Source organism: Deltaproteobacteria bacterium (assembly GCA_029210625.1).
Lineage (GTDB): Bacteria > Myxococcota > Myxococcia > SLRQ01 > SLRQ01 > JARGFU01.
Genome location: JARGFU010000011.1, coordinates 61,183 through 82,562, shown reverse-complemented (window position 1 = coordinate 82,562; position 21,380 = coordinate 61,183). Strand labels below are relative to the sequence as shown.

The window sequence follows — 21,380 nt, the reverse complement described above, 5'->3', positions numbered from 1 at the left end:
CCCGCCCGGGCTTCAGGTCCGGGCCAGGGCCACGGCCCCGAGGGCGACGGCGTCGTCGCCGAGGGTGCCCAGCTCGATCGGGGTCGCCGCGAAGGCGGCGTCGGGGAAGGTCGAGCGCCGCGCGGAGGCGCGGACGAGGGGGAGGAGCTCCTCGCCCAGGGCCTCCATCACGCCGCCGCCCAGGACGACGATCTCGGGCCCCAGGGCGGTGATGACCGAGGCGACGCCGGCGCCGAGGTAGTCGGCGGCCTCGTCCACCACCTCGCGGGTCAGGGCGTCGCCCTCCCGGTAGGCGCGGGCGAGCAGGCCGCTGCGCAGGCTGCCGAGGTCCTCGACGCCCAGCTCGGTCAGCAGGGTGGGGCGCCCCTCCTTCTCCACGGCGCGTCTCAGGCGCCGGCCCATCGCGGTCTTCGAGGCGTAGGCCTCCAGGCAGCCCTCGCGGCCGCAGCCGCAGGTGCGCCCGCCGTGGCGGATCACCAGGTGCCCCAGCTCGGCGGCCAGGCCGGTGTGGCCGCGCAGCACCTTCCCCTCGTGGACGATGCCCCCGCCCAGGCCGGTGCCGACGAAGAGGCCGACCAGGCTCGCGTGGCCCCGGCCGGCGCCGAAGCTCAGCTCGCCCAGGGCGCCGCAGTTGCAGTCGTTGTCGAGGCGCACCGGCCGGCCCAGGAGGGCCTCGAGATCCCGGGCCAGGGGGGCGTCCTTCCAGCCCAGGTTCGGGGCGTCCACGGCCACGCCGGCCGGGGTGATGGCGCTCGGCGCCCCGACGCCCACCGCCGTGATGGCCTCGCGCGCCACGCCCGCCGCCTCCAGCGCCTCGGCGAAGCAGGCCTCGACCCGCTCCAGCACCGCCGCGTAGCCCTTCTTCGGCCGGGTCTTCTTCTTGGCTCGCCCGAGGATCTTGCCCTCGGCGTCGGTGACGAGGGCGTAGAGCTTCGTTCCGCCGATGTCGATGCCGGCGAGGCGCGCGCTGCCCATCAGAAGCGCAGGGTGACGCCGGCCGGGAGCGCGGCGCCCACCAGGTAGGGATCCATCGCGGCCTCGCCGTCCAGGTGGCGGCGGAAGAAGGCCGCGCCCAGCAGGTCGGTGGTGGCCTGCACCGCGGCGGTGTCCGCCGTGCCGTCGGGGCAGGCGGTGCAGACGAAGCCGCAGCCGCTCACGTCGTGGACGAAGTCCATGTGGTCGGCGCCCTCGAGCGTCCACTCCGCCGCCCAGGGGGCGCCGGTGGAGCTCTCGTAGAAGGTCTGGAAGTTCTGATCGAGGGGCGCGCAGGCGGGGGAGAGTCCGCCGCCGGTGCCGTTGGTGGTCTCGCCGAGGTACCCCACCGGGATCGTGAGGGTCGAGGTCAGGTCGGGCACGATGTCCGGCAGCTCGGCGGTGTAGCCCGAGATCGGATCACCGCCGTTGACCGGATCGAGGGCCAGCAGGGCGCTCACCCGGCCGTCGGCGGCAGCGATCATGGTGGCGACCTTGCCGCCCAGGCTGTGGCCGCCGACCCCGACCTCTCCGGTGAGGGTCGCGCCGAAGGTGGCGAAGGCCCAGTCGAGCACGGCGATCCCGTCGTCGCGCATCTCGGTGTGGCTCACCGAGAAGAGCGCGGCGGGCGGATCGGCGCGCACCACCGCGAAGCCCTGGCTGGCCAGGTGCTCGCAGTGGGCCGCGTAGCGCGAGGACTCGAGCTGGAAGCCCGGCAGGAAGAGGATCAGGTGGGAGAGGCTGCTGCGGGTGGGGAGGTAGGCGGCCACCGCTATCGTCCGGCCGCCCCGGGTCACCGAGTCGGTCAGGAGGGTGTGGGGGAAGGGGCCTGCCGCGCCCGGATCGGCTGCCGCCGTGCCGCCGTCGTCGCCGCCGTCACCGGCGCCCGCGTCGGCCGCGCCGCCGTCCTCACCCGCGTCGCTCTGATCCCCACCGTCCCCGGGGCCGGCGTCGAGGGAGGCGTCGAGGCCTCCGCCGCCGTCCGCGCCGTCTCCCTCTCCCTCGGGGAAGCAGCCGGCCACCGGGGCGAGGAGCAGCGAGCACAGGAGGGACAGCAGCAGGGCTCTCGTCGTTCTTCCGTCCATCGGGTCGGCAGTCTACGAGATAGGGTATCGTTCCGGGAATGTCCGCGCCCGAGATCGCCTCCTTCCTCGCCACCGTCCAGGGCTTCGAGACCTTGAGCGCCGAGGCGCTCGAGCGGCTCGCCACCGCGGCCGCCGAGGCCTCCTTCGAGCCCGGCACCTTCCTCATGCGGGAGGGTGACCCGGGCGAGAACATGCACGTCGTGCGGGAGGGCGAGCTCGAGGTGCTCTTCCGGGGAGAGGGCGGGCACCCGACGGTCTTCCGGCTGGGGCCGGGCGACCTGGTGGGCGAGATGGCGCTGCTCTCCGGCGAGCCGCGCCGGGCCGACGTCCGGGCCGGCGAGCAGCCGGTGCGCACCTACGTCTTCGATCGGGCGACCGTGCAGGAGCTCCTCGACGAGCACCCGAAGGTCGCCGGCTTCCTCACCCGCATCCTCGGTCAGCGCCTGGAGCAGAGCGGGGGCATCGATCGGGTGGGCAAGTACCGGATCCTCTCGAAGCTGGGGGAGGGGACCACCGGGCAGGTCTTCCGGGCGCTCCACCCCGGCCTCGGCCGGACGGTGGCGGTGAAGGTCCTCGCCCACTCCCTGGTCCACCAGGCGCGCTTCCGGGATCGCTTCCTGGAGGAGGCGCGCACCGTCGCCGGCCTCACCCACCCGAACATCGTGCAGATCTACGACACCGGCTCGGCCTACGGCACCTACTACCTGGTCATGGAGGAGCTGCCCGGCGCCGGCCTCGCCGAGCTGGTGGACGCCGGGGAGGCCCTCGAGCCCGCCCGGGCCGCGCGGATCCTCTCCCAGATGGCTCAGGCCCTGGCCTACGCCCACCAGCAGGGCTTCGCCCACCGCGACGTGAAGCCGGCCAACGTCTCGATCGACGAGCGGGGCCTCGTGAAGCTGATGGACTTCGGCCTCGCCCTGCCCATCGAGGACGAGGACGAGTCGGGCCCGCGCACGGTGGACGGAACGCCGCGCTACATCGCCCCGGAGACGGCGCGGGGGCAGCCCACCGACGGGCGGGTGGACATCTATGCCCTGGGCGTCATCGCCTTCGAGCTGCTCGTCGGGCGGCCCCTCTTCGAGGCCGCGACACCGGTGGAGATGCTCCGGGCCCACGTGCGCACCGAGGCGCCCGATCCCCAGGCCCTGCGGCCCCAGCTGCCCGAGCCCCTGGTCCGCTTCATCCGCGGCGCGCTGCGCAAGGACCCCGGGGAGCGGCTCTCGGACTGGGACGAGATCCTGCGCCTGCTGGGCTCGGGCCCGGCCGCGAGCGCCGGCTGGGCGGGGGCGCCCGACACCATCGAAGAGGTCCTGCGGATCCGCTATCGTCCCGGGGCCAGGGAGCACGTCGCCGTCGCCGTGGAGGGCCTCCTGACGGACCTCTCGTCGGTGCCCGAGGTGGACGTCCTCCACGGCAAACTGAAGCCAGGCGCGAGCCACGAGGAGGAGAGCGAGTCATGAGCAACGGGAACCCCGGAGACGTCGGCAGCACCCTGATCGGGATGGAGCCCATCGACTTCGAGGAGCCGCAGCCTCCCGAGCAGGCGGCCGAAAGGGGCGCGCCGCCCCCGCCCCCGCCCGAGCTCAAGCCGGTGATGCGGCCGCGGCAGGCGAACGAGCCGGCCTTCCTGCCGGCGCCGCCGCGCAACGTGCAGGCCACCGGGCTCTCCCACTCCTACCTCGAGGAGCTCTGCCTCAAGCACCTCTTCCAGGCCGGCGACCTGAAGGGCTCGGAGATCGCCCGGCGCACCCACCTGCCCTCCTCGATCATCGAGGAGATCATGGAGCGCCTGCGCCGCCAGCAGCTGGTGGACATCCGCGGCTCGGGCGGGGCGGGCATCGGCCGCAGCTCGATGATCTTCACGATGACCGAGGACGGCCACAAGGTCTGCGGCCTCTCGATGGAGCGCGACCGCTACGTCGGCCCCGCGCCGGTGCCCTACCGCTACTACCTGCAGGCGGTCGCGGCCCAGACCATCCGGGGCAGCGGCCTCCGGAAGGAGGACATCGAGCCCCACTTCGGCGACCTGGTGGTCCCCGACGAGGTCTACGCCGCCATCGGGCCGGCGATGAACAGCGGCAAGGCGCTCTTCTTCTACGGCGAGCCGGGCAACGGCAAGACCGCCATCTGCCAGCGGATGACCGACTGCTTCGGCGGCGACATCTTCATCCCCCACGCGCTGATCGTCGACGACTTCGTGGTGAAGGTCTTCGACGAGACCGTCCACAAGCGGGTGGAGGTCGAGAGCGAGGAGCCCCTCGACGAGCGCTGGGTGCGCTGCCGGCGGCCGATGATCACCGTCGGCGGCGAGCTCACCCTCGAGGACCTCGAGCTCGCCTACTCCCCGCAGGTGAAGTACTACGAGGCCCCGTTCCAGCTCAAAGCGAACTGCGGGATGCTCCTCATCGACGACTTCGGCCGGCAGAAGGTGGAGCCCAAGGACCTGCTCAACCGCTGGATCGTGCCCCTGGAGAGCGAGTTCGACTTCCTCACCATGCACACCGGCAAGAAGCTGCAGGTGCCCTTCGACGTCTTCGTGGTCTTCTCGACCAACCTCGATCCGGCCCAGCTCGTCGACCGCGCCTTCCTGCGGCGGGTCCGCTACAAGCTCGAGGTCACCCAGCCGGACCGGGTGCTCTTCGGCCGCATCTTCGAGGCCGAGTGCAAGAAGCAGGGGGTGCCCCTGGATCCGGCGATGCTCGAGTACCTCGTCGAGAAGCACTACGTCGCCGAGCAGCGGCCCTTCAACGCCTGCGAGCCCCGCGACCTGCTGGCGCAGGTGCGGGATCTCTGTGCCTACCGGGGCGTCGCGCCGGTCCTCACGAGGGAGCTGCTCGACCGGGTGGTCGCCAACTACTTCGTGAGGTTCTGAGGGCCGGGGCGCCGGAACCCGGCGCCCCTCGCCCGCGCCCGATCCGCTCTACTCGTCGGTCTGGCCGTCGCAGTCGTCGTCGACGGTGTTGGACGGGATCTCGGTGATGGCCGCGGCGTGGCTCGGACACTCGAGGCCGCCCGAGGCGTCGCACTGCACGGTGCCACCCACGCAGAGGCCGGTGCCGCAGCTCTGGCCGAGGGTGAGGCCGGTGGTGCCGTCGAGGTCGGTGAAGCTGATGGTGCCGCCGGCGCCGTAGTCCTCGTCGGTTTGACCATCGCAGTCGTCGTCGAGGGCGTTGCAGATGTCGGTGGTCGCGGTCGCGGCGGTGGAGCAGGTGAGGCCGCCCGAGGCGTCGCACTCCACGAAGCCACCCACGCAGATGCCGGCGCCGCAGGCGTCGGTGAGCACCAGGCCGGTGGTGCCGTCGAGGCCGGTGTAGGTGACGGTGCCGCCAGCGGCGAAGTCCTCGTCGGTGGAGCCGTCGCCGTCGTCGTCGATGCCGTTGCAGGTCTCGGCCACCGGGGCGACGCAGTCGCTGTTGCTGCAGATCAGGCCGTCGGCCGCGCAGTCGTAGAGCCAGGCCTGACCGGCGTAGCAGTCCTGCACCAGGCTGTTGGCCCAGCAGTTGCCGATGTCGGTGTCGACGCAGACGCCCACGTTGTCGGTGCAGACCGCGGTGGTGGCGTTCTCGACGCAGCCGGCGTCGGTGCCAGCGCAGAGGTTGTAGGTGTAGCCGTAGTCCGGGTCGTCGTAGGTGCAGACCGCGCCGCTGGTCTGGGCGCAGTCGTAGCCCCAGTCGTCGCTGATCCGGCTGCAGGTGAGGCTGGCGCCGGTGCAGTCGATCTCCACCAGCTCCTCGTTGCCATTCAGGTCCTCACCGCAGTAGCGCAGGAGGTTGCCGTCGCACTCGCCGAAGAAGGTCACGGTGCCGCAGCCGGTGACGCCGCCGTCGCTGCCGCCGCCATCGGTCCCGCCGCCGTCGGTGGTGCCGCCGCCGTCGGTGACGCCCCCGTCGCTGGTGCCGCCGTCCCCGTCGTCGGGGTCGGAGGGGCAGGCGGTGAGGAGCAGGGCGCAGACGATAACGAAACCGGACTTGCGAAGCATGGGGCCTCCTTGGGCGAGTTCGGGCGCGAGTCTATGCCAGGACGGCGCTTGCGTCGCCACCGGCAGGCACAGGATCATGGGAAAATGCGTGCACCGGTCCTCCTCGTCCTCCCCCTCCTGCTGATCCTGGCGTGCGGCGCCGAGGACGATCCCGGTGACGACGGCGGGAGCCCCGACGGGGCCACCGAGGACGGGGGCGGAGCCGACGCCGGGGGTGAGGACGGCGGCGCCACCGACGGGGGCGGCACGGACGGCGGCGTGACCGACGGTGGAGCGACGGACGGCGGCGCGACGGATGGCGGCGCGACCGACGGCGGGGCCGACGACGGGGGGACGAGCGACGGCGGAACCACGCCGACCGAGCCGCCGGAGCTGGCGGGGATCCTCCAGGCCCACAACGACGCCCGGGACGTGGTGGGGGTGCCGCACCTCGTCTGGGACGACGACCTGGTGGCGATCGCCGCGGCGTGGATCGCGACCTGCACCGACAACGAGGTGCCGACCGGCCTCCTCGACCACAACGCCGGCCGCAGCGACACCTACCCCGGCTACGTGGGCGAGAACATCTACGCCTCCAGCGGCACCGCCAACGGGGTGGCCGCCGTGCAGGCCTGGGTCTCCGAGGAGGCCCACTACGACATCGTCACCAACACCTGCGCTCCCAACCAGGTCTGCGGGCACTACACCCAGGTGGTCTGGGGCAACACCGAGCGGGTGGGCTGCGCCCGGGGTACCTGCAGCGGGCTGACCTACTCCAGCACCATCGTCTGCGACTACTCCCCGGGCGGGAACTACTCGGGCCAGCGGCCCTATCCCTATCCCTAGGGCGCGAGAGGGGGAGCGCGATGAAGACGAAGGCCGGGGTCGTCCTGTTCCTCTTCCTATCGGGCTGCGCCTCCCGTCCCCCCGCGCCGGAGCCGCCCGCGGCGCCCCCGCCTCCCGAGGCGCCGCCGCCCGCGCCGGTCGTCGAGGCCACCGAGCCCGAGCCCGAGCCGCCCGCCTACGGGATGCCCGTGCTCCCCGAGCGGCCCGCCGAGCCGGTGCCCGAGGTCCCGGTGGACGAGCTGCACCCGGAGCTCGAGCGGGCCAAGGCGCTGCGCCGGGGCCCGCAGGCCGAGGAGGCCCGGGCGATCCTCCGGCGGGTGCGCGAGGAGGCGCTGCAGCGCAGCGAGGCGCGGATCGCCGCCTGGGCGCTCCACCGCCACGCCGATCACCTCCTGGACGTAGGGCGGGAGGAGGAGGCCCGGCGCGACTACGAGGCGGCCCTCGAGGAGCACCTGAAGAACGGTGACCTCGCCCTCGCCGGCCGGGCCGCCAACGATCTCGGGCTCCTCTTCGATCGCGGATCGCTCAGCAGCCCGGAGGCGCTCACCCTGGCCGCGGCCTGGTACGCCCGCGCGGCGGAGCACTGTGCCGCGGGGGGCGACCTCCACGGCGCGCGGAGGGCGCTGAACAACAAGGGCCGGATGCACCTCTGGGCCGGGGAGCTCGAGCGCGCGATCGAGGTCTGGGACGAGGCCGCGGTGGCGGCCCGGCGGCTGGGCAACCCGGAGTACGAGCGGCGAGTGCACGCCAACCTGGCCCTGGTCTGGCTGATCCGCGCCGAGGGCGGCTTCGGGGGGAACCCGCGGGTCGTGGTCGACGCGGCCGCCGAGGCGATGGCCCGCGCCCACTTCCTCCTCGCCCTGCAGGCGGCGAAGGAGGACGGCGGCTCGGCGCGGAGCGTCTGCGAGGCCTGGGGCGACTGGGAGGATCGCTGCGACCGGATCCTGGAGCCGGTGCTCTTCCCGCCCCTCGAGCGCGCCCCGGCGGACGCGACGCGCATCCGGGGCCGCGTCACCCTGCGGGCGACCCCCTCCCGGCGCGGGCGGGTGATGGCCCTGGCCCTCGGGGGGCCGCTCTTCGAGGGCGCCTCACCCTGCGAGGCGGGGCCGGCCGCGCTGGCCGAGCGCCTCGGCGCGCGCGGCGCCGACACGGTGGCGGCCACCGCCGAGGCCGGCGAGGGCGGGCTCTTCGAGCTCTCGGGCCTCACGCCGGGCCGGCGCCACGACCTCGTCCTCCTCGACGGCGAGCGCTGGATCGAGCACCGGCGGGAGGTCGAGGCCGGCGCCCAGCAGCTGGAGCTGGGGCGCGCGCCCACCGCCCGCCTGGTCGTGCGAGTCGAGGACGGCGCGGGCCGGCCCCGGGAGGGCGTCCGGGTCTTCTTCGCCCCGCAAGGGGGCAGCGCCTACAGCGTGCTCACCGGCGCGGCCGGGGAGGTCGACCTGCCCCGGCCCGAGATCGGCGTGCACCTCCTCGCCCTGGCCGAGGATGGCAGCCCCCTCTGGCGGCACCTGCCCGCCGCCACGGTGCTACCGCGCAGCGGGTGGGGCTCCAGCCTCCACCTGGTCCTCGGCCCCGCCCGGGACCGCTGTCCCTGACGCGTCGACGGGCGCGTCGGCGGGCGCCTCGCCGCAGGCAGCGCTGGCCTCGAGGGCCCGGGCCTCGTCGGCCTTCAGCTCCAGGGCCCGCTTCGCGGCGGCGGTGGCCTTCGCGCAGTCGCCGCTGGCGGCGTGGATGGCCGCGGCCAGGCCGTGGGCCTCGGCCAGCTCGGGATCGATCTCCAGGCTCTTCTGGGCGATCTCGAGGGCCTTCTCGTGCTTCTTCATCTTGAAGAGCATCTCGCCCATCTTCAGGTTGCGGCGGGCCTTCACGGTGTCACCGCCTTCCACCGACTTCGGCGGCTCGAGCGCGGCCTGCAGCCCGGCGTCGTCGAGCTCGCCGAGGGTGTGGCGCAGGTGGGCCGCGACGATGTTCCCGTAGTTGACCTTCCGGAAGGGGAGGGCGGCGCGCAGCACGCCGGCGGCGTCGGCGATCCCCGTGGTGGGGTGGACCGCGACCCCCAGCCGGCCGTAGAGCCGGTCCCCTTCGTCCACCAGGACCGTGCCCTGAAAGCCGGTCTCCTTCACGAGCGCGCTGACCTTCGCCGCCGGGTACCAGTCCGAGACGATGCCCACCCAGCTCACGGGCGCTTCCTTCAGGCGCTCCTGGATCCCGGCGAGCTCCCGCAGGCCCTCGACCGAGAACTCCTGCCCGGGCCGGAAGAAGACGAAGGCGGTGACCTTCCCGGCCTCCAGGTAGGGCCGCGGCTTGCCCTGGCGTGCGCGCAGCTTCATCACCGGCAGGGCCTCCCCCTCGCTGATGCCGGAGAGGGCCAGGCCGCGGCTCGCCGGACCGGCGGCCAGCAGCGCGAGGAGGAGCGGGAGGAGCGGGCGCATCGGTCCAGCATGGCGCCCACGAGGCTGCTGCGCCAGTTCCCGCCCCCCGGGGGTCAGTCGTCCCCGGGCTCGTCCCCCGCGGTCTCCGGGGGCTCGTCGGGGTAGAGGGAGGGGTAGAGCTCCCGGGCGCAGGGCTCGCAGATGCTGTGGCTGAAGCGGGCGCCCGAGCGCGACGAGATGTACTTCTCGATCTGCTCCCAGTAGCCCTGGTCGTCCCGGATGCGCTTGCAGCTCGAGCAGATGGGCAGCAGGCCGCTCAGGGTCTGCACCTCGGCGAGGGAGGCCTCCAGCTGCTGGGCCCGCGCCCAGCTCTGCCGGTAGGCGCTCTCGACCAGGTAGCTGGCGAAGAAGAAGATGAAGATCAGGGTCGCGAGGAAGAGGTCGTAGGCGACCATCAGCTCGAGCGGGATCTCGCCGGCCGGCAGCAGCACCCCGTTGAAGACGGCGAAGGTCCCCAGCAGCCCGACGGTGCTGCGGCTCGTGCCCACGCCGGGGAGGGAGAAGACGCCGGCGAAGGCGGTCAGCATCCCCACGAAGTAGGGGGAGAAGTGATCGGGCGAGTCGAGGGCGACCAGCGCGGTACAGAAGAGGCCGATCGAGCCGGTGAAGAGCGCGCTGCTCCAGATCCGGAAGCGGGCCAGGGCGGGCAGGTAGCTCGCGCCGAGCACGGCCAGGGCGAAGAGGACGATCGCGGCCCGGAAGACGCGCACGGTGCCGGTGTTCTCGCCGAAGTAGGCGTGGTCGAAGAAGCCGAAGAAGAGGGCCAGCACCGGGACGGCCGTCCAGGCGGCCCGCCCGTAGGGCAGCAGCCGCTCGAGGGAGTCCTCTCGATAGCGTTGCTCGATCCGGGGGTCGGCGAAGCGCAGACGTCGGGGTGCGATCTCGTAGGGGTCCGTCATGGCTCACTTCCCCCGGACCGTCGGGGAGAGTCTATCAGATCGCCTCGGCCGGTTTGCGGGCGCGATCGGATATCTCTCCCGACTCGGGGAAGCGCATCACGACATGGTGGATCTCCCCATCGACCTGGCTCTCCAGGGCCAGGCCGCTGTCCTGGAAGATGCTGAGCATGGCGTAGTGGTTGCCCCTCACCCGGGCCTGGAAGCCCCGCACGCCGCGCTCCCTCGCCGCCTGGGTGAGGCGCTTGAGGAGGAGCGCGCCCATCCCCTTGTGGCGCCAGGTGCCCCGGACCACGAAGCTCACCTCGGCCAGCTCGGTGGCCGGGTCGATCTCGTAGCGAGCCCAGCCCACCAGCTCGCCGGTGGTGTCGCCGGCGGCGGTGACGACCAGGCCGAAGCGCCGCTCGCTGTCCTGGATGACCACCCGCTGGAGGCGCTCGTGGGGGTGGCTGGCGTCCGGCTCGCGCAGGCGGCGGAGCTGATCCTTCTCGGTGAGGGAGTAGAGCAGGTCCTGCAGCGCGTCCTCGTCGGTGGCGCGGGTGGGCCGCATCTCGACCCGGGAGCCGTCGCCGAGGACCTCGATGCCCACTTCGTCCGAGGGGTAGGCCTCGCGGCTCATGCGCTGGTCGGCGAAGACGTAGCGGCGGTGCTTCGCCGCGGCCAGGAGCTCCTGCCGGAAGTCGGGGTGGGCGATCTCGATCAGGGCCAGGGCCCGCTGGCGGATGTTCTTCCCCCAGAGGTCGGCGATCCCGTACTCGGTCACCACGTAGTGCACGTCGCCCCGGCTGGTGACGATGCCCGCGCCCTCCTCGAGGACCGGCTGGATGCGGCTCAGGGTCCCGCCCTTCGCGGTGGAGGGCATCCCGATGATGGCCTTGCCGCGGTGCGACCGCGACGCGCCCCGGATGAAGTCGACCTGGCCCCCGATGCCGCTGAAGAAGCGGCCCATGAGGGTGTCGGCGGCGACCTGCCCGGTGAGGTCCACGGCCAGGGCGGCGTTGATCGCGATGAAGTCGTCGTGGCGGGCGATCATGAAGGGATCGTTGGTGAAGTCGCTCGGCCGCATCTCCACCGCCGGGTTGTCGTGCGCCCAGTCGTAGAGCGCCTGGCTGCCCATCACGAAGGAGGTGACGATCTTGCCGGGCAGCACCGACTTCTTCTTGCCGGTGATCACGCCCGCGTCCGCGAGGGTCATCACGGCGTCGGGCAGCATCTCGGTATGGACGCCCAGGTCGTGCTTGTCGGTGAGCGAGCGCGCCACCGCGTCCGGGATGCGGCCGATGCCGGTCTGGATGGTCGCGCCGTCCGGGATCAGCCGGGAGATGTTCCGCCCGATCTCGTCGTAGACCGGATCCTCCGGGGTCTTCTCCAGGGTGGGCAGGGGCTCGTCCACCTCGACCAGCCGGTGGATCTCCGAGAGGTGGAGGAAGGAGTCGCCCAGGGTCCGGGGCATCCGGGGGTTCACCTCGGCGATGACCAGGTCGGCGGCGGCGACCCCCGCCCGGACGATGTCGACGGCCACCCCCAGGCTCACGTAGCCGCGGGCGTCGGGGGGCGAGACCCGGATCAGGGCCACGTCGATCCGCATCCGCCGCGAGCGGATCAGGCGCGGGATCTCGGAGAGGAAGACCGGCAGGAAGTCGGCGCGGCCCTCGGTCACCGCGCTGCGGACGTTGGGGCCGATGAAGAAGGCGGTGTGGCGGAAGCGATCCTCCATGCCCTTCTCGGCGTAGGGCGCCGGCCCCAGGGTGAGGAGGTGGACGATCTCGTTGTCCGCCAGGTGGTCGCCGTAGCGGGTGAGGCCCTCGACGAGCCGGGTGGGGACACCCGCCCCGGAGCCGATGAGGATCCGCCTCCCCCGGGGGATGCACCGGATGGCGCTCTCGAGATCCGAGCGCCGCTGAAGGTAGAGCTGGTTCTGCCCCAGGATGGTCATCATGTTGTCCTTTCCGACACCCAGCTGGGACCCACTCTAGCCGCTCGCCCCCCGCTTGACACCCATCGGAAAAGGCTCGACGAAGAGGCCATGATCGACCTGCACATCGAGTCCGAGGGTCTCGCCTCCGCCGTCGCCCGGGCGAAGGAGCGCTCCATCGTCATCCCCACCCTGGCCCAGATGAAGGATCCCTCGAAGATCCCCGCCGAGGTGGTCGAGAAGCTCGGCAGCGTGGGCCTCTGGGACGTGGATCCCCTCAACCTCTTCCGCATCACCTGGCACAACGCGCCCCAGGCCTCGGGCGGCGCCTTCGGCCCGGTGAACGTGCTCGAGCTCCCCTCGGCGCTCACCGGCACCCCGGCGCGGGTGCTGGCCATGGTCGGTCGCTGGTTCCCCACCGGCGCCCACAAGGTCGGCGCGGCCTTCGGCTGCCTGGCGCCCCGCCTCGTCACCGGTCAGTTCGACCCCGCCCGCCAGAAGGCCGTCTGGCCCTCGACCGGCAACTACTGCCGCGGCGGCGCCTACGACTCGGCCCTGCTGGCCACCGAGTCCATCGCCATCCTCCCCGAGGAGATGAGCCGCGAGCGCTTCGAGTGGCTGGAGAAGATCGCCGGTGAGGTGATCAAGACCCCGGGCTCCGAGTCGAACGTGAAGGAGATCTTCGACAAGTGCTGGGAGCTGAAGCGCTCCGGCCAGGACCTGATGATCTTCAACCAGTTCGAGGAGCTGGGGAACTACCTCTGGCACTACACCATCACCGGCGCCGCCATGGAGGAGGCCATCCGCGCCGCCAGCGGGCCGCGGGATCGCTACTTCGGCATGGTCTCCAGCACCGGCTCGGGCGGCACCATCGCCGCCGGCGACTACCTCAAGCAGGTCTTCCCGGCCTCGAAGATCGCCGCCTCCGAGGCCCTGCAGTGCCCGACCCTGCTCCTCAACGGCTTCGGCGCCCACCGCATCGAGGGCATCGGCGACAAGCACGTGCCCTGGATCCACAACGTGAAGAACACCGACATGGTCGTCGCCATGGACGACGAGGCGGTGGTCAACGCGGCCCGCCTCTTCAACGAGCCGGCCGGGCGCGAGCACCTGAAGGCCGCCGGGGTCCCGCAGGAGACCCTCGACCGCCTCGACCTGATGGGCTTCTCGGGGATCGCCAACGTCCTCTCGGCCGTGAAGATGGCGCACTACTACGAGCTCACCGAGCACGACGTCGTGCTGACCATCCTCACCGACTCGATGGAGCTCTACGGTAGCCGCCTCGAGGAGATGCGGGAGGAGAAGGGCGAGTACCTGCCGGTCCACGCCGCCGCCGACCACGCCCGCTGGGTGCTCGGCCAGGGCATCGACAACCTGCTGGAGCTCGGCTACCGCGAGCGCAAGCGGGTGCACAACCTCAAGTACTTCACCTGGATCGAGCAGCAGGAGCGGGAGCTCTCCGAGCTCAACGCCCAGTGGTTCGACGACTCCTACTGGACCGATGTCCAGAACCAGGCCGACGCCGTCGACCACCTCATCGAGGAGTTCAACGCGCGGGTCGCCGCGGCCTGATGGTCTCGCTGCGCTGCGCCGGCTGCGCCGAGCTGGTACCGCTCGGGGGAGCGGGGCTCGCCTGGGCCTGCCCCCGGCGGGACTCGGGAGACGGAGCCGACCACGTCCTGGTCCGGCACCTCGAGCCGACGCAGGGCTGGCCCGCCAGCGCACCGGCCTGGGGTGAGTCTCCCTACCGCCGCTTCGCCGGCCGGCTCTTCGCCCGCCACCTGGCCGAGGCCCATGGGCTGGGGGACGCGTTCGAGGCCATCGTCTCCGGCCTCGAGGACGCCATCGAGGCGGTGGACGGCCGCACCTTCCGGACCGCGCGCCCGCAGGTGGAGGAGGACCTCGCCGGCATCGCCGGGATGGGGCCGGGCACCCTGCAGGTGAAGGACGAGACCGGCAACGTCTCGGGCTCCCACAAGGCCCGCCACCTGATGGGGGTGCTCCTCACCCTCGAGGTGGCCGAGCGCGCCGGCCTGGCGCGGGTCGGGCAGCGCCTGGCCATCGCCTCCTGCGGCAACGCGGCGCTGGCCGCGGCCACCCTGGCGGCGGCGGCGAAGCGGCCCCTCGACGTCTACGTCCCCGAGAGCGCCGACCCCACGGTGGTGGCGCGCCTCGGCCACCTCGGCGCCACCGTCCACCCCTGCGCCCGCCGCGCGGGGGAGGCCGGCGATCCCTCCTACCTGCGCTTCCGCGAGGCGGTGGCGGGGGGGGCCTTGCCCTTCTCCTGCCAGGGCCCGGACAACGGCCTGGCCGTCGAGGGCGGCCTGACCCTGGGCTGGGAGCTGGCCGAGGCCCTCGCCGAGGCGCCGGTCGACCACCTCTTCGTCCAGGTCGGCGGCGGCGCCCTCGGCTCGGCGGTGGCCGAGGGCCTGCGCGAGGCCAACCTCGCCGGTCGCCTGGAGAAGGTGCCGAAGATCCACCTGGTTCAGACCCGCGGCGCCTGGCCCCTGGCCCGGGCCTATGCCCGGCTCTCCGCCGGGGCGCTGCTGCCCGGGGAGAAGGCCGCCGCGCCGGACGAGGGCTGGTCCGACGAGCGCCTGACCGAGCACGCCGCCCGGGCGAGCGCCCTCTACTGGGCCTACCGGGCGAAGCAGCCCTCGGTCCACACCGCCATCGCCCAGGCCCGCACCCAGCGGGCGGCCTTCATGGAGGCCTGGCCCACCGAGCCCAGGAGCATCGCCCACGGCATCCTCGACGACGAGACCTACGACTGGGCCCGCCTGCTCGAGGCCCTCCTGGAGACCGGCGGCCTGCCGCTGGTCGTGGGTGAGCCGCTCCTGGCCGAGGCCCAGCTGCTGGCCCGGGAGCAGACCTCCATCCCGGCGGACCCCACCGGCACCGCGGGCCTCGCCGGCCTGCTCCAGCTGCGCCGGGCCGGGATCCTCGAGCACGACGAGCGCTGCCTGGTGCTCTTCACCGGCATCGATCGCGAGGTCGAGGCGGCTCGACGGCGCTAGGGGGTGTCCCCGGTTTCCGGGGCTCTGGACAGGGTCGGGGGAGTGCTGCACGATGACGCGCTGCGCTACACCCTGAACAGGAGCACCCGATGGATCGCGAAAAGCTCGCCTTTGCCGCCATGAAGCCGCTGGATCTCGCCGTGGGCGCCGCCGTGGGCGCCGTGAAGGCGACCGGCAAGCTCGACGACGTCTCCGAGTCCTTCTACGGCCTCGCCCAGAAGGTCCTCAAGGGGATGTACGAGAAGCAGAACGACCTCGAGGCCGAGGGGCTCGAGAACGTCCCGGCGACCGGCGGGGTGATCTTCGCCGCCAACCACCAGAGCTGGAACGACGTGCAGGTCCTCGGCGCCACCGCGCCCCGGCGCCTGCGCTTCCTGGCCAAGAGCGAGTTCGAGCACTGGCCCATCCTGCGCCACCTCATCGCCCTCTCCGACTCGCCCTTCATCCGGCGCGGCGGCGACGCCGAGGGGATGGCCCAGGCGATCGAGTGGCTGAAGGACGGCAAGTCCCTGGTGATCTTCCCCGAGGGGACCATCCCCGGCGAGGAGGACGTGATGCGCCACGAGGTGCAGCCCGAGACCGGCCTGCTGCGCGGTCACACCGGCGCCGTCCGCCTCGCCCTGGCCGCCGGCGTGCCCATCGTGCCGGTGGGCATCTCGGGCACCGGCGCCTCCTTCCCGCCCGAGGTCTACCCCCGCCTCGAGCTCCTCGAGGCCCCCAAGCCGGTGCCGGTGACGGTGCGCTACGGCGAGCCCCTCACCTTCGAGGAGCACCGGGGCAAGGAGCTCGGCCGCGAGGAGCTGCGGAGCCTGACCCGGGAGCTGATGCTCGCCATCTCGGGCCTCATCGACCACGAGCGCAACTACGTGCCGCAGACCGTGCCGGTCCCGCCCCTGCCGAAGTACGAGAAGCTCGGCGTGCTGCTCCTGCACGGCTTCACCTCCAGCGTGCGCACCGTCGACGGGCTGGTGCCGCACCTCGAGGCCGCGGGCCTGCCCTACCGGATGCCGGTGCTGCGGGGGCACGGCACCCACTACACCGACCTCGAGACGGTGACGGCCGCCGACTGGTACGACGACGCCGAGAGGGCGCTCCTCGAGCTCTCCGCGGAGGTCGACAGGGTGCTGGTGGTTGGCCTCTCCATGGGTGGCCTCGTCGCCCTGAACCTGGGCATCCGTCACCCGGACAAGATCGCCGGCATCGTCACCTGGGCCGCGGCCATGCGCTACAAGGACCCGCTGGCGTCGGTGGCGCCGATGCTCTCGCCCTTCATCCCGACCTGGCCCACGCCGAACGCCTTCGCCGATCCCGAGCTGGCCCGGACCTCCGAGAACTACCCCCGGACGATGACCGTCGCCGTCGGGCACCTGCTGAACTTCGCCCGCGAGACCGAGAAGCGCCTGCCCCAGGTCACGGTGCCCATCTGCGTGATGCACTCCAAGAAGGACACCATCATCGATCCGGTGGCCGCGAACCTCATCTACCGCGACGTCTCCTCCGAGCACCGCGAGATCCACTGGTTCGAGCGCTCGGGTCACGAGATGGGCCAGGACCTCGAGAAGGAGAAGCTCTTCGCGAAGACCATGGAGTACATCGCGAAGTTCCGGGCCTAGCATGCGCGTCCACCTCCCGAGTGTACTGCTGCTCGGGGTCGTGGCCTGCGCCGCGGCCCCGAAGGCTCCGGACGACGATGCGAGCCCTGGCGCGGAGGCGACCATGAGCGAGGGCGAGGTGGCCACCTGGATCGCGGCCGAGGTCGAGGCCTACCGGCCCCTCTCGGTGAGCGAGGGCCGGGCCTGGTTCGAGGCCTCGGTGAAGGGCGGCGACGAGGCCTGGGCGAAGGTCGAGGAGGCGAGCAACGCCCTCGACCGCTTCCTCTCCGAGCGCGGGCGCTTCGAGCGCCTGCGGGCGGCGCGGGCGCCGGGGGTGATCGCCGACCCCCTCCTCGCGCGGCAGGTCGAGAGCCTCTACCTGAGCGCCCTGCCCAAGCAGGTGGATCCGGCGCTGCTCGAGCGCCTCAACGCGCTGGGCACCGAGGTCGAGAAGGCCTTCAACGCCTACCGCGGTGAGCTGGGGGGGAAGCCCGTCAGCCAGAACGAGATCGAGGAGGTGCTGCGGACCTCCACCGACTCCGCCGAGCTGCAGCGCGCCTGGGAGGCCCAGAAGGGCATCGGGCCGCTGGTCGCGCCGAAGCTGCGCGAGCTGGTCGGGCTGCGCAACGAGGTGGCGAGGTCCCTGGGCTTCCGCGACTACTACGCCCTGCGCCTGGAGGCCCAGGAGCTGGACGAGGAGGCGCTGCTCGCCCTCTTCGATCGCCTCGACGAGCTCACCCGCGAGCCCTTCCTGGCCGCCAAGGCCGAGGTCGACGCCCGCCTCTCGAAGCGGCTGGGGGTGCCGGCGGCCGAGCTGAAGCCCTGGCACTACCAGAACCCCTTCTTCCAGGCGCCGCCCGAGGTCTACGAGACCGGCCTCGAGGCCCTCTACGAGGAGCAGGACACCCTGGCCCTCTGCCGCCGCTTCTACGAGAGCATCGGCCTGCCCGTCGAGGCGATCCTCGAGCGCTCGGACCTCTACGAGCGCGAGGGCAAGACCCCTCACGCCTTCGCCATCGACATCGACCGCGAGGGGGACGTGCGGGTCATCGCCAACGTGGTGCCCGGCTACCAGTGGCTCTCGACGATGGTCCACGAGCTGGGCCACGCGGTCTACGACGAGGGCATCGACGACGCGCTGCCCTGGCTGCTGCGCACCACCAGCCACCCCCTCGCCACCGAGGGCTCGGCGATGATGCTCGACCGCCTGGTGCAGAACCCCTGGTGGGCGGAGGGGATGGGGCTCATCGACGCGGAGCGGCGCGCGGCGATGCTCCCGGAGGCGCGCGCCCAGCTGGCCTTCTCCTCGCTCCTCTTCTCGCGCTGGGCCCAGGTGATGCTGCGCTTCGAGCGCGAGCTCTACCGCGATCCGGATCAGGACCTGAACGCCCTCTGGTGGCGGCTGGTCGAGCGCTACCAGGGGCTGAAGGCGCCCGCGGGCCGCGACGCGCCCGACTACGCCAGCAAGATCCACCTGGTCACGGTGCCGGTCTACTACCAGAACTACATGCTCGGGGAGCTCTTCGCCGCCCAGGTGCACGAGAGCATCGCGGGGCTGCAAGGCAAGGCCCCCGAGGAGGCCGTCTACTTCGGTGATCCGAGGGTGGGCGCCTTCCTCGTGGAGAAGGTCTTCGCCCCGGGTGACCGCTGGCGCTGGGACGCGCTCACCGAGCGCGCCACCGGCAAGCCCCTGGGCCCCGAGGCCTTCGCCCGGCGCTTCCAGCCCGCGCCGTGATCGAGGTCCACCAGCTCTCGAAGACCTACCGGGTACCCCTGAAGGCCCCCGGGCTGGCCGGCTCCCTGCGCTCCCTCTTCGGGCGCGAGTACCGGGAGGTGCGCGCCGTCCGGGAGGTCTCCTTCCGGGTGGAGCAGGGGGAGCGGGTGGGCTTCCTGGGGCCCAACGGCGCCGGGAAGACCACCACCCTGAAGATGCTCTCGGGCCTCCTGCACCCCACCGCGGGTGAGGTCTCGGTGCTGGGCTTCACGCCGAAGGAGCGGCGGCGCGACTTCCTGCGGCAGATCACCCTGGTGATGGGGCAGAAGCAGCAGCTGCTCTGGGATCTGCCTCCCCGGGAGACCTTCGAGCTGAACCGGGCGATGTACGATCTCCCTCGCGCCGGGTACCGCAACACCCTCGACGAGCTGGTGACCATGCTGCGGATCGAGGCGCTGCTGGAGAAGCCCACCCGCAACCTCTCCCTGGGCGAGCGGATGAAGTGCGAGCTGGCCGCGGCCCTCCTGCACCGCCCGCGGGTGCTCTTCCTCGACGAGCCCACCATCGGCCTCGATGTGGAGATGCAGGTCGAGGTGCGCCGCTTCATCGCCGACATCAACGAGCGCTTCGGCGCCACGGTGCTGCTCACCAGCCACTACATGCAGGACATCGCCGCCCTGACCTCGCGCCTGCTGGTCATCGATCGCGGCCACCTGCGCTACGACGGCGGGCGCGACGCGCTGGCCCAGCGCATCGCCCCCGAGCGGCGGGTGCTCGTCCGCGGTGAGAACCCGGCGCTCCTCGAGCTCGGCTTCGTCGCCGACCACGGCCGGATGGTGGCCTCGGTGCCCACCGATCGGGTCAACGGGCTCATCGGCGAGGTGCTCGCGGCCCTCCCCGAGGCCGTGCTGGGGGTCGAGGAGATCCCCCTGGACGAGGTGATGGCCCGCTACTTCCGCTCCGAGGACGAGCCCGCGTCGTGAGCGTCGCCGGCTCCACCCTGCGGGCCACGCCCTCCCTCCTGAAGGTGGGCTTCGCCGAGATGGTGGCCTACCGGGCCGAGATGGTGGTCTGGATCCTCACCGCCACCTTGCCCCTGGTGGCCCTCGCGCTCTGGAACGCCGCCGCGGTCGCCGGTCCCCTGGAGGGCTTCGGCCAGGACGAGTTCGCCCGCTACTTCACGGTCACCCTGGTGGTGCGGCAGCTGACCTCCTGCTGGATCGTCTGGGAGCTCAACCACTACGTGCGCACCGGCTCCCTCTCCCCGATGCTGCTGCGGCCGATGCACCCCCTCTTCTGGAACCTCTGCGAGACCCTCGCCGCCATCCCCTTCCGGCTGGTGGTGCTGGCCCCCATCGTCGGTGCCCTGCTCTGGTGGCGTCCGCAGATCGCCTTCTGGCCGGGCAGCGAGGCCGTGCTCCTGGGCACGGTGAGCGTCGTGATGGCCTTCCTGCTGGCCTGGGTGGTGCAAGCCCTCTTCGGGATGCTGGCCTTCTGGTTCGAGCAGGCGCTGGGCTTCTTCAACCTCTGGTTCGTCGCCCTGGCGGTGATCGGCGGCTACGTCATCCCGCTGCCCCTCCTGCCCGAGGGGGTCGAGGCGGTGGCCCGCTGGCTGCCCTTCCACGCCGCCCTCGGCGCCCCCATCGAGGTCTGGATGGAGACCGCGCCGGACCCCTGGTCGGTGGTCGGCATCCAGGCCCTCTGGCTGCTGGCCGCCCTCCTCACCGCCCGGGTGCTCTGGCGCCGGGGCGTCCGCCGCTACGGGGCCGTGGGTGCGTAGCCTGCGCCTCCTCGGCGCCCTCCTGCGGGTCGCCCTGATGAACGCCGCCCAGTACCGGGCGAGCTTCCTCGTCGACTTCTTCACCGGGGCCGCCGGCACCCTGGGCCTGGTCCTGCCCCTGGTCTTCGTCTACGACCACGCCGCCGAGGTCGCCGGCTGGAGCTTCGAGGAGTCGCTCCTGGTCACCGGCTTCTTCCTCATGCTCCAGGGGCTGGTGGGGCTGACCATCGAGCCGAACCTGGCGGCGGTGGTCGAGGGCGTGCGCACCGGCTCGCTGGACTACCTGATCCTCAAGCCGGTGGACGCCCAGGTGGCGGCCAGCCTCCAGCGGGTGGCGCCGGCCCGGATCTGGGACTTCCTCGCCGGCGTGGGGGTCACCCTCTGGGCGCTCTGGGCGCTGCCCACCCCCACGCCCCTCGGCGTCCTCACCGCCCTCGGTCTGCTGGGGGCCGGCCTGGTCGCGATCTACGGCCTCTGGATCGTGGTCATCTCGACCTCCTTCTGGTTCGTCCGGGTGGACAACCTGCGCTTCCTCCTCACCGCCGTCCTCGACGCCGGCCGCTGGCCGGTCTCGGTCTACCGCGGCTGGGTGCGGGTGGTGCTCACGGTGGTCATCCCGGTGGCGGTGGTCACCAGCTATCCGGCGCTGGCCCTCCTGGGCCGCCTGGAGCCCGCCCTGGCCCTCCAGACGGCCGGGGTCGCCGCCGGGCTCCTCCTCGTGAGTCGTTTCACCTGGCTCTGGGCTCTAAGGCACTACACCTCCGCGAGCTCATGATGAACCTGGAATCCCTGGAAGCCCTCGACGCCTTCGTCTCCGAGAACCCCGCGGCCGCCGTCTACTTCGCCGGCGAGCAGTGCCAGGTCTGCCAGGTCATGGAGCCCAAGGTCTGGGCCCTCCTCGAGGAGCGCTTCCCGAGGATCGCCCGGGGCCGGGCCCTGGCCCAGGCGGGCGGGGAGTCCACCGCGCTGGCCGCCCAGCACCGGATCTTCGCCGTGCCCACGGTCTTGATCTTCTTCGAGGGGCGCGAGACCTTCCGCTACGCCCGCACCTTCGGCCTGGCCGAGGTGGAGGCCGACCTCTCGCGTCCCTACGGCCTCTTCTTCGACGACTGAGCGACGGATCGGCGCATCCTTTTCGCCTCGGCCGGCTCCCAAGGGGCAGAGCACTCGAGC

Annotated in this window: 18 protein-coding genes; 12 read left to right on the top strand and 6 right to left on the bottom strand. The window is 72.3% G+C overall.

The window, feature by feature from the left end; translation table 11 throughout:
* Positions 1-12 precede the first annotated feature (12 nt).
* A complete protein-coding gene (locus P1V51_12050; GenBank protein MDF1563770.1) occupies positions 13-975 on the bottom strand; it encodes an ROK family protein in 963 nt (320 codons plus the stop codon).
* The gene (locus P1V51_12045) at positions 975-2,057 is read right to left on the bottom strand and encodes a hypothetical protein (GenBank protein MDF1563769.1); all 1,083 of its coding nucleotides are present in this window, start codon (positions 2,055-2,057) and stop codon (positions 975-977) included. The genes P1V51_12050 and P1V51_12045 overlap by 1 nt, the downstream gene beginning before the upstream one ends.
* 38 nt (positions 2,058-2,095) lie before the next feature.
* On the opposite strand from P1V51_12045, the gene P1V51_12040 reads away from it, so the two are divergent.
* Both P1V51_12040 and P1V51_12035 read left to right on the top strand, forming a co-directional pair.
* On the top strand, positions 2,096-3,517 hold the full coding sequence (locus tag P1V51_12040) for a protein kinase (protein ID MDF1563768.1): 1,422 nt from the start codon (positions 2,096-2,098) through the stop codon (positions 3,515-3,517).
* The gene (locus P1V51_12035; protein MDF1563767.1) at positions 3,514-4,929 is read left to right on the top strand and encodes an ATPase; all 1,416 of its coding nucleotides are present in this window, start codon (positions 3,514-3,516) and stop codon (positions 4,927-4,929) included. Before P1V51_12040 ends, P1V51_12035 begins: the two co-directional genes overlap by 4 nt.
* Before the next feature lie 48 nt (positions 4,930-4,977).
* On the opposite strand, the gene P1V51_12030 is transcribed toward P1V51_12035, so the two are convergent.
* Complete coding sequence (locus P1V51_12030) at positions 4,978-6,036, bottom strand: MopE-related protein (GenBank protein MDF1563766.1); 1,059 nt, start codon at positions 6,034-6,036, stop codon at positions 4,978-4,980.
* Between the two features lie 84 nt (positions 6,037-6,120).
* Here P1V51_12030 and P1V51_12025 point away from each other — a divergent pair, with 84 nt between their 5' ends.
* Both P1V51_12025 and P1V51_12020 read left to right on the top strand, forming a co-directional pair.
* The gene (locus P1V51_12025; GenBank protein MDF1563765.1) at positions 6,121-6,861 is read left to right on the top strand and encodes a CAP domain-containing protein; all 741 of its coding nucleotides are present in this window, start codon (positions 6,121-6,123) and stop codon (positions 6,859-6,861) included.
* Positions 6,862-6,881: 20 nt separating this feature from the next.
* Positions 6,882-8,456: a hypothetical protein gene (locus tag P1V51_12020; protein MDF1563764.1), complete on the top strand. Its 1,575-nt coding sequence runs from the start codon at positions 6,882-6,884 to the stop codon at positions 8,454-8,456.
* Here P1V51_12020 and P1V51_12015 read toward each other — a convergent pair.
* From P1V51_12015 to P1V51_12005, 3 genes are read right to left on the bottom strand one after another with little or no spacing between them, the layout of a single operon-like run.
* Entirely contained in the window at positions 8,388-9,293 is a 906-nt protein-coding gene (locus tag P1V51_12015) for a hypothetical protein (protein ID MDF1563763.1), read from the bottom strand. The genes P1V51_12020 and P1V51_12015 overlap by 69 nt on opposite strands.
* A 53-nt stretch (positions 9,294-9,346) precedes the next feature.
* The gene (locus tag P1V51_12010; GenBank protein MDF1563762.1) at positions 9,347-10,192 is read right to left on the bottom strand and encodes a hypothetical protein; all 846 of its coding nucleotides are present in this window, start codon (positions 10,190-10,192) and stop codon (positions 9,347-9,349) included.
* A 34-nt stretch (positions 10,193-10,226) separates the two neighbouring features.
* A complete protein-coding gene (locus P1V51_12005; GenBank protein MDF1563761.1) occupies positions 10,227-12,128 on the bottom strand; it encodes a GNAT family N-acetyltransferase in 1,902 nt (633 codons plus the stop codon).
* Positions 12,129-12,215: 87 nt separating this feature from the next.
* On the opposite strand from P1V51_12005, the gene P1V51_12000 reads away from it, so the two are divergent.
* The 8 genes from P1V51_12000 to P1V51_11965 all read left to right on the top strand — a co-directional run bounded on the left by P1V51_12000 (position 12,216) and on the right by P1V51_11965 (position 21,320).
* A complete protein-coding gene (locus P1V51_12000; protein MDF1563760.1) occupies positions 12,216-13,676 on the top strand; it encodes a pyridoxal-phosphate dependent enzyme in 1,461 nt (486 codons plus the stop codon).
* A complete protein-coding gene (locus P1V51_11995; protein ID MDF1563759.1) occupies positions 13,676-15,121 on the top strand; it encodes a pyridoxal-phosphate dependent enzyme in 1,446 nt (481 codons plus the stop codon). Before P1V51_12000 ends, P1V51_11995 begins: the two co-directional genes overlap by 1 nt.
* An 89-nt stretch (positions 15,122-15,210) precedes the next feature.
* Positions 15,211-16,734 (top strand): alpha/beta fold hydrolase, encoded by a 1,524-nt coding sequence (locus tag P1V51_11990; GenBank protein MDF1563758.1) that lies wholly within the window; start codon positions 15,211-15,213, stop codon positions 16,732-16,734.
* Between the two features lies 1 nt (position 16,735).
* Positions 16,736-18,448, top strand: a complete 1,713-nt coding sequence (locus P1V51_11985) for a M2 family metallopeptidase (protein ID MDF1563757.1) — start codon at positions 16,736-16,738, stop codon at positions 18,446-18,448.
* Positions 18,445-19,410, top strand: coding sequence for an ATP-binding cassette domain-containing protein (locus P1V51_11980; GenBank protein MDF1563756.1), 966 nt, complete (start codon positions 18,445-18,447; stop codon positions 19,408-19,410). The genes P1V51_11985 and P1V51_11980 overlap by 4 nt, the downstream gene beginning before the upstream one ends.
* Complete coding sequence (locus tag P1V51_11975) at positions 19,407-20,207, top strand: ABC-2 family transporter protein (protein MDF1563755.1); 801 nt, start codon at positions 19,407-19,409, stop codon at positions 20,205-20,207. The genes P1V51_11980 and P1V51_11975 overlap by 4 nt, the downstream gene beginning before the upstream one ends.
* The gene (locus P1V51_11970; GenBank protein ID MDF1563754.1) at positions 20,200-20,982 is read left to right on the top strand and encodes an ABC-2 family transporter protein; all 783 of its coding nucleotides are present in this window, start codon (positions 20,200-20,202) and stop codon (positions 20,980-20,982) included. Before P1V51_11975 ends, P1V51_11970 begins: the two co-directional genes overlap by 8 nt.
* Complete coding sequence (locus tag P1V51_11965; protein MDF1563753.1) at positions 20,979-21,320, top strand: thioredoxin family protein; 342 nt, start codon at positions 20,979-20,981, stop codon at positions 21,318-21,320. The genes P1V51_11970 and P1V51_11965 overlap by 4 nt, the downstream gene beginning before the upstream one ends.
* Positions 21,321-21,380: the final 60 nt, after the last annotated feature.

Bases quoted from the DNA above. Each gene is read 5' to 3' on its own strand.
- P1V51_12050 (MDF1563770.1), bottom strand. From the start codon at position 975: ATGGGCAGCGCGCGCCTCGCCGGCATCGACATCGGCGGAACGAAGCTC.
- P1V51_12045 (MDF1563769.1), bottom strand. From the start codon at position 2,057: ATGGACGGAAGAACGACGAGAGCCCTGCTGCTGTCCCTCCTGTGCTCG.
- P1V51_12040 (MDF1563768.1), top strand. From the start codon at position 2,096: ATGTCCGCGCCCGAGATCGCCTCCTTCCTCGCCACCGTCCAGGGCTTC.
- P1V51_12035 (MDF1563767.1), top strand. From the start codon at position 3,514: ATGAGCAACGGGAACCCCGGAGACGTCGGCAGCACCCTGATCGGGATG.
- P1V51_12030 (MDF1563766.1), bottom strand. From the start codon at position 6,036: ATGCTTCGCAAGTCCGGTTTCGTTATCGTCTGCGCCCTGCTCCTCACC.
- P1V51_12025 (MDF1563765.1), top strand. From the start codon at position 6,121: ATGCGTGCACCGGTCCTCCTCGTCCTCCCCCTCCTGCTGATCCTGGCG.
- P1V51_12020 (MDF1563764.1), top strand. From the start codon at position 6,882: ATGAAGACGAAGGCCGGGGTCGTCCTGTTCCTCTTCCTATCGGGCTGC.
- P1V51_12015 (MDF1563763.1), bottom strand. From the start codon at position 9,293: ATGCGCCCGCTCCTCCCGCTCCTCCTCGCGCTGCTGGCCGCCGGTCCG.
- P1V51_12010 (MDF1563762.1), bottom strand. From the start codon at position 10,192: ATGACGGACCCCTACGAGATCGCACCCCGACGTCTGCGCTTCGCCGAC.
- P1V51_12005 (MDF1563761.1), bottom strand. From the start codon at position 12,128: ATGATGACCATCCTGGGGCAGAACCAGCTCTACCTTCAGCGGCGCTCG.
- P1V51_12000 (MDF1563760.1), top strand. From the start codon at position 12,216: ATGATCGACCTGCACATCGAGTCCGAGGGTCTCGCCTCCGCCGTCGCC.
- P1V51_11995 (MDF1563759.1), top strand. From the start codon at position 13,676: ATGGTCTCGCTGCGCTGCGCCGGCTGCGCCGAGCTGGTACCGCTCGGG.
- P1V51_11990 (MDF1563758.1), top strand. From the start codon at position 15,211: ATGGATCGCGAAAAGCTCGCCTTTGCCGCCATGAAGCCGCTGGATCTC.
- P1V51_11985 (MDF1563757.1), top strand. From the start codon at position 16,736: ATGCGCGTCCACCTCCCGAGTGTACTGCTGCTCGGGGTCGTGGCCTGC.
- P1V51_11965 (MDF1563753.1), top strand. From the start codon at position 20,979: ATGATGAACCTGGAATCCCTGGAAGCCCTCGACGCCTTCGTCTCCGAG.